The 15,111-nt window shown below is 47.9% G+C and carries 13 protein-coding genes; all 13 read left to right on the top strand.

The features are described from left to right. The first annotated feature begins 15 nt into the window (after positions 1-15). The 13 genes from R70723_RS09670 to R70723_RS31990 all read left to right on the top strand — a co-directional run bounded on the left by R70723_RS09670 (position 16) and on the right by R70723_RS31990 (position 15,110). Positions 16-792 (top strand): hypothetical protein, encoded by a 777-nt coding sequence (locus R70723_RS09670; protein ID WP_039871657.1) that lies wholly within the window; start codon positions 16-18, stop codon positions 790-792. Then, the gene (locus R70723_RS09675; RefSeq protein WP_052421247.1) at positions 785-2,632 is read left to right on the top strand and encodes a Flp pilus assembly complex ATPase component TadA; all 1,848 of its coding nucleotides are present in this window, start codon (positions 785-787) and stop codon (positions 2,630-2,632) included. Before R70723_RS09670 ends, R70723_RS09675 begins: the two co-directional genes overlap by 8 nt. Beyond that, on the top strand, positions 2,629-4,710 hold the full coding sequence (locus R70723_RS09680; protein WP_039871658.1) for a hypothetical protein: 2,082 nt from the start codon (positions 2,629-2,631) through the stop codon (positions 4,708-4,710). The genes R70723_RS09675 and R70723_RS09680 overlap by 4 nt, the downstream gene beginning before the upstream one ends. Positions 4,711-4,723: 13 nt before the next feature. Then, a complete protein-coding gene (locus R70723_RS09685; RefSeq protein WP_039871660.1) occupies positions 4,724-5,230 on the top strand; it encodes a hypothetical protein in 507 nt (168 codons plus the stop codon). 26 nt (positions 5,231-5,256) lie between these two features. After that, complete coding sequence (locus tag R70723_RS09690; protein ID WP_039871661.1) at positions 5,257-5,781, top strand: hypothetical protein; 525 nt, start codon at positions 5,257-5,259, stop codon at positions 5,779-5,781. Positions 5,782-5,807: 26 nt separating this feature from the next. Continuing rightward, entirely contained in the window at positions 5,808-6,347 is a 540-nt protein-coding gene (locus R70723_RS09695) for a hypothetical protein (protein ID WP_039871663.1), read from the top strand. Further along, positions 6,347-6,709 carry a hypothetical protein gene (locus R70723_RS09700; protein WP_039871665.1) on the top strand — a complete coding sequence of 121 codons (363 nt, stop codon included), beginning with the start codon at positions 6,347-6,349 and terminating at the stop codon, positions 6,707-6,709. Before R70723_RS09695 ends, R70723_RS09700 begins: the two co-directional genes overlap by 1 nt. Positions 6,710-6,724: 15 nt before the next feature. Beyond that, positions 6,725-7,276, top strand: a complete 552-nt coding sequence (locus R70723_RS09705) for a hypothetical protein (RefSeq protein WP_039871667.1) — start codon at positions 6,725-6,727, stop codon at positions 7,274-7,276. Between the two features lie 85 nt (positions 7,277-7,361). Next, positions 7,362-8,243, top strand: a complete 882-nt coding sequence (locus tag R70723_RS09710; protein WP_156123798.1) for a hypothetical protein — start codon at positions 7,362-7,364, stop codon at positions 8,241-8,243. An 18-nt stretch (positions 8,244-8,261) separates the two neighbouring features. Beyond that, positions 8,262-9,152, top strand: a complete 891-nt coding sequence (locus tag R70723_RS09715) for a copper amine oxidase N-terminal domain-containing protein (protein ID WP_039871669.1) — start codon at positions 8,262-8,264, stop codon at positions 9,150-9,152. Between the two features lie 965 nt (positions 9,153-10,117). Continuing rightward, complete coding sequence (locus R70723_RS09720; RefSeq protein ID WP_156123799.1) at positions 10,118-12,478, top strand: DUF5704 domain-containing protein; 2,361 nt, start codon at positions 10,118-10,120, stop codon at positions 12,476-12,478. 182 nt (positions 12,479-12,660) lie between these two features. Beyond that, the gene (locus tag R70723_RS09725; RefSeq protein WP_039871671.1) at positions 12,661-12,960 is read left to right on the top strand and encodes a WXG100 family type VII secretion target; all 300 of its coding nucleotides are present in this window, start codon (positions 12,661-12,663) and stop codon (positions 12,958-12,960) included. A 107-nt stretch (positions 12,961-13,067) separates the two neighbouring features. Continuing rightward, positions 13,068-15,110, top strand: coding sequence for a polymorphic toxin type 28 domain-containing protein (locus tag R70723_RS31990; protein ID WP_156123800.1), 2,043 nt, complete (start codon positions 13,068-13,070; stop codon positions 15,108-15,110). Position 15,111 lies beyond the last annotated feature (1 nt).

Below are 15,111 nucleotides of genomic sequence, written 5' to 3' on the forward strand. Positions count from 1 at the left end.
AGAACAACTTCAAATATGGCCGTTGTTGCGGCAACGATAGCGCTGGATTATCATATCCGGGTGCTGATGACGCATACGCATTCAGAGCAAGGGGTACTAGAGCATGTGTTTTCTCAGACAAAAGCCGCGGCGCAGGCTAGTACTTCGGGGGGGATGGACGCGATTGAGCGGCTTGTACAATGCGGGCTGCTTACTCCGGAGGGAATAAGAGATCATGCGGAATCTATTCTTAAAGACCGGCTGGAGCTGTTAAGCGGTTCGCTGCATTCAGAGAAGCATGCGGCCCGGCTTTTGCTTCCGCATATTTTCCGGGATTACAGAAGATTTTATGACCTGCTGTTCGTGGATATTTCGTCGGAAGACGACCCGGAGGTGGCAGCGCTCGTCATGGAGCAGGCGGATCTGATCGTTGTGAATCTGAGCCAAAATCAGGTGAGCCTCAATAACTATTTTGTGGCAAACGGAAAAGCGCCTGTGCCGGAGCATAAGAATGTGCTCTATTGCCTGGGGGCCTACGAGCGCAGCTCAAGGATGAACAAGGAAAGAATGATTAAGCAGTACGGGGTCAAAAAATCTGCTGTTGGCTTTGTACCTCACCATATAGGTTTTATGGATGCCCAGAACGAGCGCCGCACAGTTCAGTTTCTGTTGAAGGCAAGGGAAGCCAGAGCCCGGTTTCTGGAATTTAGTGAAGAAGCCTATTTCACTGCTGCAGTACGCAGGCTCGGCCAGCTTATTCTTAAGACGCTGGAAATCTCCCCTGTGCCGGAATTGGAAGCTGCAAATGATTAATCTGATCCTGATAATTGTTGTTTTGGCTGCTATTGGAGTATTCCTGTTTCTATGGCTGGGCCAGCGTAAAGACTCAGCTCCGCCGTCCGTGCAGCTAAAATATGATATGAATGAAATCGTTCTGTTTCTAAGACGGGCGTTTGAGGAGATTATCGCTTCCTCTCTATATGAAGGAAGTCCGAGCGAAGAAGAATATAACCGCCGCAAAGCACGGCGCAGAGAATTACAGAAGGCGCTTAGAAGCTGTATGCATGGTGATTTATCCGCCAAAAAATACGTGAAGCTGTACATGAAGGATCTGCTGGTACAGACCTATGGCCTGGATGAAGGAAATGTGGATAAGATCATCAGCTTCGGACATGTGAACCGTCTGACCTCCCAGGATTGCTTCGATATTTTGCTCCATGTGTTCAAGAAGGATCACGGGCAGGACGCATTTAATGTAATGGTCAGCAAATATAGCCTGGACACGCTGCAAAGGCTGCCGGACGGTTCGCGGGGATACAAGATTACGGAGCAGCAGATCCGCAATATCTATCAATCGGAGCAGCCGAGACTATCTGCCCAGGACAAGATTGAAATTATCGTGCAGCGTGCTTATCAGATCTATAAGGGGCTTGGAGTAATCGATGAGCTCCGGGACCAGAATATCGATGGCGTCAACGGCGGAACAAGCGGGATGCCTCCGGATGTCGTGCAGACCACGGATTCTTTGGAATATACCAAACAGCAGCATTTCATCCCTCAATCCTATGATGCAGTCTGGACATTCTACCGCGGAAAGTCGCTGCATCTGGAATTTTTGAGCTTTGGTTCCGAGAAGGAGCTCAAACGGGTCTGTCAGAACATTTACGGCTTTGGCAATCCGGGCCAGCTGAACGAATCCAAGGGATACATCATCAACGATATGGCTGACGGCAGCCGTGTTGTAGTGGTTAGGCCCAAAATGGCTGAAAGCTGGGCGTTCTTTGTCCGTAAATTCAATGATTCACTGGTAGAGCTGGACCAGCAGATCAAAGATGAAGGTGCACCGCTTGCGATCAGCATGCTTGTCTACCTTATCCTTGGTCATCAGGTAACAGCGATTACGGGTAGGCAGGGATCGGGGAAAACAACACTGCTCAAAGCGTTAATCAAATATATTGACGCCAAAAATATCCGGATTCAGGAAACCTCTTTTGAAATTTGGGCTAGAAAAATGTATCCGGGTAAGAATATTCTTTCATTCCGAGAAACACCTTCGGTCAGCGGGCAGGATGGGCTGGATGTGCAAAAGAAAACCGACGGTGCGGTTAACATTGTCGGTGAGGCTGCTACTCACAGTGTGGTCAGCTATGTCATTCAGGCCGCCCAGGTAGCTTCAGAGTATACCCTGTTTACCCATCACGGCAAAACACTGGCCAATCTCGTCAGCGCACTCCGCAACAGCCTGATTGCCTCAGGTGCATTCAGCAATGAAAAAATTGCCGAGGTGCAGGTGGTTGAGGCTCTGGGCTTCAATGTCCATCTGGTTCTGAGAAACGGTAAACGGTACATTGAGCGTATTACGGAGATTATCCCGGCCGATCCCCAGTTTGAGTATCCCCAGAGTTACAGGGATCAGGCGGAGATTACGGACAAGCTGGACGCTTTTATGGATACGATGACTGAATACTTTGGACGGATGACGGACAGGCGTTCTTATCAATATCGGGATGTTATTGTCTGGGAAGCCGGAGAATACGTTGTCAAGCACCCGATCAGCAGCCGGAAGGTTGATGAGATGCGAAAAAATATGGATGAGGATGATGCAGCCGGATTCACGGCATTTCTTGAACAGTATTGGGGGCAAACCGCATGAGTCTGCAAAGTATTATGCTGATTGTTCTGGTCACATCTGGCCTATTACTGGCCATCCTGCTTATCCTGCTGAGCATTGTGCAGCGCAAATTGAAGGGTACACATTATCAGGAGCAAAGACGACTTAAGGCACTGCTGCCCGCACGCACCAAGGACAGGAGATGGCTGGAGCAGGCGCACAGAGCTTATCCGGTCCTCGATGAGCTTCCAGTCATCAAAAAGCTCCTTCACCGCATGCGGGCCCGCCTGACCATACTCCATGCCGGAAACGAAATTATGATCAGAAGCCGTGCAGCTGCGCTGACCTTAATGATTGTCACCTGTATTCTGCTAATCTCGCTGTTGTCCTTCCTATGGACCTCATCCTGGGTCAGCCGGGCAACGATAATGCTAGTCTCGATTTATTTGGGGGGAATTCTTAGCGATCTCTTCATTGGCCGCTTGGTGAAGCAGATGCTGTATGACCAGTCCTCTATGATTCTGGATATCCGTCATGAATATCATCAGACACATATGGTGCAGGTCAGCCTGGAGAATTCTGCGGAACGATCTAAGCCTATGGTGGCGATGCATGCCCGGCAGATTGCGGGGATTCTCGCAGCGGTGGACCCGGAGGATGAGCTGCAGCGATATTATGAGGTTGCACCTAACCGGTATATGAAGCAGCTGGCGGGAGTGAGCTACAAGATTGGTGAATATGGCGACGCAGATATTCATAAGGGGGAGCGTTCTATATATCTTTCCATGCTCGGTAATATCCGGGAAGAGATTCATATGGATATTAACCGCCGGGAGCGCATCGACCGGTTACTATACGGAATCGTTTTTGTAGCTGTATCACCGGTCTTCATGCTGGATCCGATCCGTAAATGGGCAGAGAGCATGTTCCCGATTGTATCCAATTATTATAATTCCGCCTGGGGCTTATATTCATTAATCCTGCTGTACATTACGTTTATCGTCTCGTTTGTTGCTTTGCGGATATTAAAAGGTGTTGATGAGGATACGCAGTCCATTAAGGATGAGGGCAAGTGGTTAAACCGGCTGTTGAAGAACAAATGGATATACACGGTAACAGACAGAATTACTCCGGCAGAGCATGAACCCGTCCATTTCAAGGTAGCCGGTAAATTGAAGGATGCCAATTCGGGGCTGTCCCATCATGCCTACTATTTGCAGAAAATCCTGGCAGCAGCGGGGATTTTCCTGCTGGTTGTAATTATTCAATTCTCTATCCATACGAATATCAGGCATAACCTCCTCTATCCCAATGTGGAAATTACCACAGGCGGGAATCAGACGGAATCCCAAAAGATGCTCAGTGAGGAACGTTATGCCTTCGAGCAGTCGCTGATTGGAGAATTGATCGCGAAGGATACCACTCCGGACCAAATGCTGCTGTACATTCAGGAGCAGGCGGAGAATAAGCCGTTTCTGCAAAATAGCCTGGACAAAAATGCCTACGCTGCTCAACTGATGAACAGGGTAGAGCAGTATCACCGGGAATATTACAAATGGTATGAGCTGCTGCTGGCCTTTGGGCTGGCTGCGGCGGGCTTCTATCTCCCGGATGCTTATCTGATTATCCGGACACAGCTGCGGAAGTGGGAAATGCAAAATGAGGTGGACGCCTTCAATACACTGTCGATGATGCTGTCACAGTTTCCAAATATCAGCGTGTACGAAATCATTGAGTGGCTGCACCGCTACAGTTACATATTCGAACGGCAGCTGCTGCGCTGCATGCTGGATTATGAAGCGGGAGGCTGGAACGCCATTGAGAAGCTAAAGGAGGATGCACGTTTTGTTCCCCTGGAACGTCTGGCCGACCGGCTGCAGGTTGCCGCTGATCTGATTCCGGTAAAAAAAGCGTTTGATGATATGGATGCCGAAAGGACATTCGCGATGGATCAGCGTAAGGAGCACTACGAGAAGGTAATCAGCAGGAAAAGTACACTCGGTAAAATGTTCGGGTTCTTGCCGATGCAGGCAACATTCACCTTATATTTACTGCTTCCCTTCGTCTATATGGCCTTCCAGCAGCTGGGCGACCTGACTGTTGTTACCGGCAAAATGTGAAGGAGACACAGGCATGGAGAATATAGCAAGCTTCTTAAAAACAACCATATCGATTCTGATTACGCTGGCCATTATCTCCTCCGGGCTGTTCCTGTGGGGGAAAACACAGCCTGTAGTTGAACTCGCGAACAGCCAGGCGGCGGCACAGGCGAGAGAGCTGTCGGAGCAGCAATACTCCGCTTTCGACAATCAGCTGGTCAGCGGCTCGCAGATCCTTACCGCCTACCGGCGGTACGAGTCTCAGCCGGGCTTCTGCCTCTATGTTCAAAGACCTACTGTCTACGGGCAGGATGCGTATTACAGGGAATTCAGTATGAATCCGAGCGATGAAGGGAGCTGCCGTAATTTTGATTATTCAAGAGGTGAGTTTAAAGAAGGCACAGGTTCCAGCTATGTAGACGAGGATAATATTTCGAATGCATCCGATTCGTATTACATCAGCCCGCAATCCAGATATAGGGCCATGCTAATCAAGGACGAGAATGACCGGATAGCGGCCATTTACTTTCAGGCTCAATAACAGAGAAAAGTGAGGAGGAACGCTTCTTGGAAAATATATCAACAGGCCTCAAATGGGTTATCGGCATCATCGTTACGATTCTAATCATTGCAGCAGGCGTAAGTATTTACCTGGTCATCAACAACTATTTCATCCGCGCCCAGGAACAGACCCTGGCCCAGACACAGATGATTAATCAGGCGGAGTTCAACAGCTATGATAACAAGGATGTATCCGGCCAGGATGTGATTAGTGCAGTAATGCGGTATAAAGGACGTCCGCAATTCGCAATTAAGATAAAGACCGGAGAAAATATTGTTGGATTCTATGCGGAAAATACGTATGGAAAATTTTATATTGAACCTACAGATACATATAATCCGGTTGTTAATTTACAAAACACTCTGTCCGGTACAGAAACAAACATCAGTTCTTCGGAAATGCTAGACCAGACTAGAACACCCAGATACAGCAGTACCAATCATCTAGTAAATACGCTTGCGACTTTTAAAGCACAAGTATATAGAGACAGTAATGAGGAGGTTCGCTTAATTGTCTTTACTCAGCAATAGAGAGGATTAGAAAGGAGAAGAATTAAATGGAAAATATTTCAACCGGTTTGAAATGGGTGATCGGTATTATTGTTACCATCCTGATTGTCGCTGCGGGTGTCAGCATTTATCTGATCATTAACAATTACTTTATCCGTGCCCAGGAGCAGACTCTGGCTCAGACACAAATGATCAATCAGGCTGAATTCAATATGTATGATAACAAGGATGTGTCGGGTCAGGATGTCATTAATGCAGCCATGAAGTATAAGGGCAGGCCGCAATTCTCCATTCTGATTAAGACAGGCGTCAACACGGAAGGCTTTTATGCCCGGAATACATACACAACTTATTATAAGCCAGCGCAAGACGCTGTAGGTGAAACAGCGGCTACTGAGCTTAATCTGTCAGAACTAAACAAGGGTGCTAAGAATTACTCTGTATCCCAAATGCTTGATCAAAGTGTATCAGTGGGTGATGCTTACAATTGCAATATTAATACACTTTCTTTATTCAGAGCTACTCTGCATAAAGATAAAAACGGCGAGGTCCGGATCATCGAGTTTAATCAGAACCCGGATAAGTAATGAAAACCGTTACGCAATTTCTGCTGACCCTATTCGCCTGGATTTTGTTCACGATTGGCGGTTTTACATTTTTGCGGCTGGAAACCAGTCATACCGTTAAGGCCCGTGGACCGGAGCAGTCAACCATTACGCAGGCCCTTTATGCCGGAACCGGTGATCTGAAAAAAGTGTCAGGAGCGCAGTTAATCGGGATGATTCCTCAGGCAATAGAGGGAGACTATATTTTGGTTATCGACGGTATTATTTTTAATGAAGAAACAGACCTGGATGCAGTGGATTTGCGGGGAGTGCCTGGCGGTGCCTATGAGCTAAGGGTTACGCGAAACAGCGAGATGATTACGGAAATCTCTGCCTCCCGCTGAGAAAGGAGAAGCCGCATGGCAGATGCGCTGAAAGGTGTAATTATCGTTATTCTGCTGGCCTTTGTGTTTGGGGTCTACCCGGCCTTCCGCCAATCAGAGGTTGTTGAGAGGAATACGAAGCTTGCAGCAAATGCGGCTGTAGTGGAATTCGTAGATACGGTTCGTGCCAAAGGGTACGTGGATGTGGGCGATTATGAGCTGTTTCTTCAATCGCTGGATGCTTCATACGGTGTATTCGATGTCCAAATGGAGTACTACAAAAAAAAGCTGGAGCCTCTATATACGAATCCGGATGACTACTCCACGTTTCAGAACAGCTTCACAGTCCGTTTTGACGGATATTTTAACAAGGATATCTTGGGGGTCCTGTATCCTGAATCGGGTACTTCTCTAGCTGCAGATGCTCCCGCCAGAAGGTTCACCATGCATGTTGGAGACTTGTTCAATGTCCGGCTGGAGTCCTCAGGAACAACACTGGCTTCACGGATGCGGTCACTGCTGTTTCACAGTGAGCTGATTCCGCTCAATTTAAAGTATGGGGGAATGGTTCGAAGTGAAGCCCCTTAGTGTAGTGCTTGTTTTTCTGATTTTGGTTATACCGCTTGTTCTTATTAATGATACGAGAGAAGAGCTCCAGGTGTTTAACCAAGACATGTATAAACGTTATTCGAATGATTTTCAGGCAGCAGTGGATGATGCCGGGGATTATCTGTCACGGCTGGAAATGCAGCCCACAATCACGGCAGTTCATTATGGCCGGGAACGGCAACTGCAGCTGGACCATGATGTGCTGAGTGTGTTCTATAGCAATCTGGCGATGAAATTTGGGCTGGAGAACAATCAGGCTGAATTGAACAATCTAAAAATGCATATCCCTGCCCTGGTAATGTTTGGCTACAGCGGTTATACGCTGGTTACGCTTGATGATACAGCCAGTAACGGCGGCGGAGAGGAGCTTAAACCTGTCAGCTGGCCTGAGCGGCCCTACTATTACAAGCTCCGGAACGGAAACTTGCTCTATTTTACTTTGGACGACAACGCCCGGGTCTACGATACAGGTTCAAATGAATTCTATGAGGGAGAATATGAAGAGCTGGCCGCCGTGACGAGTCTTGATCCGATCAGCTCACTTGAACTCTTCCGTGAGGTCCGTCAGAGCACGATCACGTCTCTGGTCGAACAGGATTTGGCAACTGCCATTAATAGACACCTGGAGCTGGTGAAACGGATGGGCCTGTCGGTTCAGTTCACACTCCCGCGCGGACTTCAGGAGCAGTCAATACAGGATGTGGGAATGATGGCCTTCATCCAAGGCTACCCGCTTCCCGGAGGTGAGCTGCTGGATGCTTATTCGCTCGGCAGCGGTGCGGTCATGCGGCGTAAAAGTCTGATTGGCACCCGGACTGCAGCAGGCAGGCGTATTGCTTATGGTGAAGGCTGTGTACCGGCCGGGGCGAACGTCATTGAGAGTCTGTTTGATCCCGAAGAGGCTGTGAGGAAAGGGTATTTTGTTGAGGATTGTACATTCAAGTGAAAGAAAGAGGGATTTACAATGAAGAAGAAACTATTCTTACTACTTATTTTCACCATGATAAGCTTGCTTGCAGCGAGTGCTGCTTCAGCTACAAAGTTAGTAGGCGAGCCGAATCTGGCAGTTCTTGTGGACGGCAGAAAAGTGAAATTTGGTAATGCTAAACCCTACATGGAAAATGGAAGAGTTATGGTTCCTATTAGAAATGTAGCTGAGAAGCTGGGTGCGAAGGTTACATGGAATGCTACAACCCGTACGGCAGGTTTTACACTGGCAGACCGTTCTGTGGATATCCAAGTTGGAGCAGACAAGGTTTATGTTAATGGCCAAGCAAAAACTATAGATGCCAAGGCAATTGAAAAAAATGGGAGTGTGTATGTTCCGCTTCGCTTTGTTTCTCTAGGGCTTGGTGTATCTTTGGAGTGGGATCAAGTTGGAAATTGGGCTTGGATCGGAGAGAAGAAAATTCCAACAATGGAGGAAGCGGGAATCAAGGCTGTTTCCATTACCCCATATGAAAAAATATTTAAAGGAGCAGATATTGTACGCTGGGATAGTAATGATGAAGTGTATTCTACTATTAGTACATTTACCATCGACCAACTCCCAATACGAAACGGAGACAGGATTTATTATGATATTTGGCCGGTGACATACGGAAATCAAGTGTTTTTGCGAGCGAGGACCTCTCAAGAATTAATGAGTATATACTATTTGAGTTCTCTGTTTGAATCTAAATTTAGAGGTCCGATGAGATACTTTTTGGAGCATAATCAGGACGGAACCAAGATGGTAGCATACAGAGTTGCCTTTATAGATGATGAATTTATGATCAAGTTAAATCAAATTGAATATATTGGAATTTCGCTATATGACAAATCGGCTTCAATAATAAAGAATCCATTTAAGTAAGAAGGGGACTCGAATTGAAGAAGCTATTAATTGCTCTTTTTGCGTTTCTTTTATTATTTGAAGGCTCATTATTTGTGTCCAATGATCATGCAGCAGCGGGGACGCTCCCTACTACAGTTGATACTAATAATCCTAATATATATTACTTTGTAGCACTCTTTTCTTATGATATTTGGAGAAGGTCTGATGGTGAAACCTGGACTTCAGACGGTCATCCGGGACAGCTGGGAAAGACTATACCCAAGTTTACTTATTCTTTTGATTTCCCTGGTCGGAAAATAAAAAATGTTGTGGTTGAGAACTTTGTTAGTCCCTCCCAATGGAGTAATGGTATAGAGATATGGAAAAAGTCCAGGTACTATCAGAAAGAATGGACGGATATTGGTAAATTTTCCAGTCAAAATTTCACACTTACTCGGCATGCGATTACAGGCATAGGTACTGGTTCTGTTTCTTTTGATATGAGTCTAGTCGGAGATCTAGTTACTCAAGTCCCAGGAAATGCAGGCGAAGATGTGACAGCACAGGGAGCGCCCGTAGATCCGGGAGTCATCAGCTACAGGTACTACTTTCCGAGTATGTTGACTATTGAGCTGGAGCCAGAAGGGAAGGCTATAATTAAACATTACACAACTACGGGACAATCGTTGAACGGAATCAGTGGTTTTACAGACCGGGAGGAGGTACTAACAAAAAATACTGCTTATTCTTTTACACACACGTCCGGAAACAGTGCTTATGAGTACCAGGGCTTCAAAAAAAGCACAGTTGCTGCTCCGAACGGTGGAACAATCGAACCAGGTGATCCCTATGGATTCACCTATGATGGAAGTTATCCTGTGTATTATCTCTCTTTCTATTACAAACTAGCTGGTCCGCCTGAAATACCGGATGGCTCAGGCTCAGGTTCTTGCACGTACACCATACAACCGCCGAATACGATTGCAGCTCCGCAAGCATCATTTATGGACCCAACTGCGAGCGGAGTGATTCTTAGTGATGATGCTGCGAATGGAATTCATTTTGATGCGCCGGCTGGCATTCCTACTTCAGAACATTTATACGCCAACGCTTTAGGCAGAAACTATTTGTTCGAGCATACCTTTGCCAATATGGCAGGACAGATCCGCTATTCCTGCAGCGTTGATGTTACATATTCGACTAAATGGGAAGAAGCGCAAGATGATCTTCCGGGTGAGGACGGAGAAATGATTCCCCAAGATCCGCTGCCCCAAACAGGATCCTTTGACAAAACATATAATTTTGAGCTGACACCAAGGGAATACGCGTATTGGCAGATCGATCAGTTATCTGTCTATCGCATCGACAGGGCGCAGATGGAGAATTATGCGCTGCCGGGAGGAGCAGTCACACTTTACCCTAACAACTATACTTCTCCGGCGGTTGAGCTTGCCAACAGCACTGTCGTGGAAGAGCATGTTGTTCCCCACGAGACCGGAACGATTTCGTTTACACCTGAGGTGGTCGATGGCGGAGACCGTGAGCCCGGACCAAGCGATGTTGATGATTTGGCTGATCTAAAGGGATTGGCAGAAACGCAAACCCAAGATCCTAAGGTGCAAAATGACCGGCTGGTGTTTAACGGCCAGACGATTATGAATGATACCGTCTCGACGAAAACGGGACCTGTTCCGGGAAGGATTCCTGATCCGCAGGGTATCGGAGGAGAGGTATTGTATCAAAGCCAGTTGATGATTAACCGGGGGTTGCACAATCAGGCGAATACAATCAGCTCAGGCACAATCTATTACCCGATGCTGCCGGAAAATGTGCAGGGACGCGGTGATCAAGTGTATCCGATTAATGGTATTAACACCGTCACCGTACACACCCCTGTCGTTAACTATTCCCTTCTTCCGGACGACAACCGTCCGTTTGACCAGCGGATGGTACCGGATTATACCCGGACGGTGCTGATTCTGGACCGGCCTTTCACGGTTCACTTCACGGAGAGCGGACAGCATCTGAACATCCCCGGTTACGGGAACCGGAATTATGCCAAGTACACTCAGAATAAACGGATCCTGTTTCCGTTCGGTGTGTTTCAAGAGGGGCAGTATTACCCTGAGAATACATGGATCTATATCCCTGTCGGCACACCGTCCATGACCTTTACCCTGCCAACCTGGGTGAACGAAGGGGACTATACCATTCAGACGCAGTCCTGGGCAATCAATGCCCCATCAGATGCTGCGGATCTATGTGAGAAAAATCTGAACGGGAATCTGGCGAATTACTGTGCCTCGGAGAGCTTCAATGTCGGGGTGGTCGGCCGGCTGTTCGATTTTCGGATCTGGGACATCGGGGATTTCCGGTTTGAACAGGTGTTTCGTACGGGCACGGGCAATCTCGGCCATAGTACAGCGATGTATTATACGGGCGGCAATGATGAGAACGGCACACCGACAGCTCTAAGCGGACAAACACAGTGGCATCTCCCGGTCCGCAAAGGCTCGCATCCCACAGAGCAATTAACCGTTCCGCATAACGGCTATTCGTTTCTGTTTGATTTCCGGACCATCGGGAATCTGTGGCAGCCGGGAGAGGGAATCCGGATCGAGCCGAGCTTCTATTTTATTCCGAAGACCGGAGGCACTGCGGCGCCCGTTGACCTGTACTATGACATTTCCGGTTCGAACAATAAAGTGATCGGCGTGGGCTCCCCGAAGGACAAGCTGAGCTACACCCGTACGTACCGCCTGGCGGACGGCCTGCGGAACATAGCGGACGGAGAGTTGTCCACAGCAGCCAGCTATGAGTATAACTACATCCTGACAGAAGCGGAGCGGAATAAGAGCACTTGGCTGAAGTTCTATGAGCAGTATAAAAAGCGCAAAACCAAGCTTGCAACAGGCTATAATCTGGAGATCCTGCCCTATACCTCGCGAACTCTGGTGGGGCCAACGGAGATTCCAAGTGGAGTAAGCCCCATTGCCGCGGTACGCAGCGTGCAGCACTGGTACGGAGAATACAACCTGCCGATCGCCCCTTACATCTTGCCCAAAGGAACAGACATTGTGGCGCTGGCGAATCAGTACGGAGGGTCGCTGGACGGGCATGAGCAGGAATTCATGACCGGCGGCTACATCCTGGTGAAGTTCGAAATCTATACCGTCAAAAATAGCGATGCCGGGACGCGGATTCTGGGCTACAAAGCCCCGATTTCCAACATGTGGGCGATAGAAGGACAGATGACGGGGGACACGGATGAAATGGGACAAACGTTCTCTTTTTCCTCGGGAGACATTATCCTGTTCGAATCGGACTTTTCCGTGCGAAATGACTATCAGGGGCAGAGGAAATAAATATAAATTTAATTTTAAATAAGGTAAAATATTCATTTATAGGTATTAAATATAAATTTATTGACTTGTTGGGCCGATAAATAAATCAAGTAGAACCGGAGCTATAATAATGAATTTGAAATTCCAGTATGTTTTTCAAATTCATTTTTATATAAAACTATTAATAAAAGGAGCGGTTTATAATGGCAGACAAAGTTACAGTCAGCTACCAGGGATTGGCACAGCAAGCAGATAGTATCAAGCGGCAAAAACAGGAATACGATGCGCTAATGAAAAAAATAGTGACGACGGCTACGACGCTGAATAGTATCTGGGAGGATGCAGCCGCAAAAGAGTTTGAGGAAAAGGTTAAAGGCATGCAAAAAACCTTTGACGCTTTTGGTCAAGCGCTGGATAACATTGGTATCCACATGAAAAATGTCTCGACTAGCTATCAGGAACTTTCCCAAAATATTAAAACGGCCCAGAACAAAAGCTTCTAATAATCCTCTTTATCCAAAAAACAGCATGAGCCCTTCTACATAAGAATGCAATCAGCTATGCAGCCTACTGCATAGCTGATTTTATTAGAAATAGGCAGGGGGAAGCGATGGCGACAACGAAACTAATGTTTAATGTCGATGAAGTAGAGCGCCTGCGGACGAAAATTGGCATGATCAGCCAGGACACGAACCGGCTATACCTGCAGTTCAAGGGAAAGGCTTCGGACTGGAACGGAATTCCGCTAGGATCAAACCTTCATCAAGCCCAGGTGCTCATTAACGAGCTAACCAGCGGAGCCGAAAAACTGGAGGATCTGATCCGCAGCGCCGTCCAAGGGGTTCAAGGTGTACAAGCGGAGAACAAGCGGCAGGCGGATCAGCTAAGCCAGCAGCTGGGTGTACTGGCAGGGTTATTCGGAAGCACAGGGAACCGTGGGTCATTCGGTCCACTTGCCATCCCGGCCTTGGCGCAGAAGGCCGTGACTAGCTTCATTCATACGGTTTCGATCCTGAATGGCCGGGATGAGCTGAGCAGCAATCCGGCGGTGCAAAAGCTGCGGGAGATCGTTAAGCAGTCGGGCCTGGCAAGCATTGAGGGACTGTCCGCGCAGGTCAAGCTGAAAGAGATCTATGAAGCGAGGGAGCAGATTGCCAAGGCACAGACAGCCTACGAGGTCTATCAGACGTTTGGGAATCAGGCTCAGATGGCGGCTGCACATCAGCAGGCAGAGGAAGCGCGCAGGAAGCTGGAATCGATGGGGATCAGCGCGATGCAATATGAGGCAGGGAAAGATCTTACAGGCTACTTCAGGCAGGCGGCAATCAAAGCCTGTGATTATGATCCGTCGGTCAAAGACAAAAGAGTGCCGCTGCCGGAGAAGGAAGAATATGCGTTTCTGCTACGGATGGCGATGGAACCGGGAATACAAGGAGAGTGGGCAAAGCAGCAGCTGGCGCTGGTCAAGCCGGAAGCGACGCTAGGTCCGGTGGACCCGTATAACAGCGTATCCGAAGCGGATATCCTGAACCGGAACGATCCGGAGGCAATTGGGCGGCTGAAGGAAACGTACTGGTTCACCTTGGCGCCGGAGGAGCAGGACCGGCGGTATGAAGAGCTCAAGGCATACTACGAGAAGCAGGAGAAGGAAGCAGCGGACAAAAACCGGTTGACGGGAAGCGGCGTAGGAAATCAGACACTGGCGAATATGCTGGTGGGCGGAAGCAATATGATCGTGAATGCGATCGATACAGCCTCGTTCGGAATAGCGAGGACGGTGACCGACTGGATCGCGGGTCCGAAGCCGGAAGGTTATGTCAGTCCACTGGATGATCCCTACGGGAAACAAGCGGGACAGGTGGCAGGGGGCTTTATTAGTATTGGTCTTCCATGGAAATATCTTGGTAATGCGGTGAAGGCGACGGGACTGGTAGGCAAATTCTCGCCGACCGTATACAAATCAATGGTTTCAGGAGCGATAAGTGGAACGATTGGAGAAGCGTTTGACGCTGTCAATGATTACCGGGATGATGGGAAGCAGAGCCTGGGTGAACGATTAATTTCAGTAGGCATCAACACCGTGATTGCAGGAGCGGGAGATGTGTTCATAACCTCCGTGAGCAAAGGTCTGGCCGGTGTAAAGAAAATCGTGAGCGGGTCCATTGAGGAAGTGAGGGTTAAAGAGGTTGAAGGTACGGCCAAAGCCAAGGCGGAGATGGAGGGGAAGGCGAAGGAGCTTGAGGGGGGTGCTGTTGAGGGGACGGGTAATGGTGGCAGGATATTCTCAAGTGTTGATGATTTATCTGATATTGCAAAATCAAAAATCACTACTAGTCAGAGGGCTACTTTGAATCAACAGGAAAGAACATACTCACATTTAACTGAAATGGATTTAAAAGGAGCACAGAGGGACTTAGTTGGTGACCCTGTTCCAAAACCAGGTGGAGATTATTATGATCATGCTCAAGAAGTTTCTGACGCATATCGTGGTTTAGTTGATTTGAACCGAAGTTGGGAAGGGATGCTCAAAAATCCTAATTTAGATAATGAACTTCGACAACTTTACACATCTAAGTTGAATGAGGTAAACGCTACAATGAAAAAAATTGAAGATATGTTTGCCCCCAATGGCGGAGTGTATCCACCTAAATAAT

Source organism: Paenibacillus sp. FSL R7-0273 (assembly GCF_000758625.1).
GTDB lineage: Bacteria > Bacillota > Bacilli > Paenibacillales > Paenibacillaceae > Paenibacillus_AQ.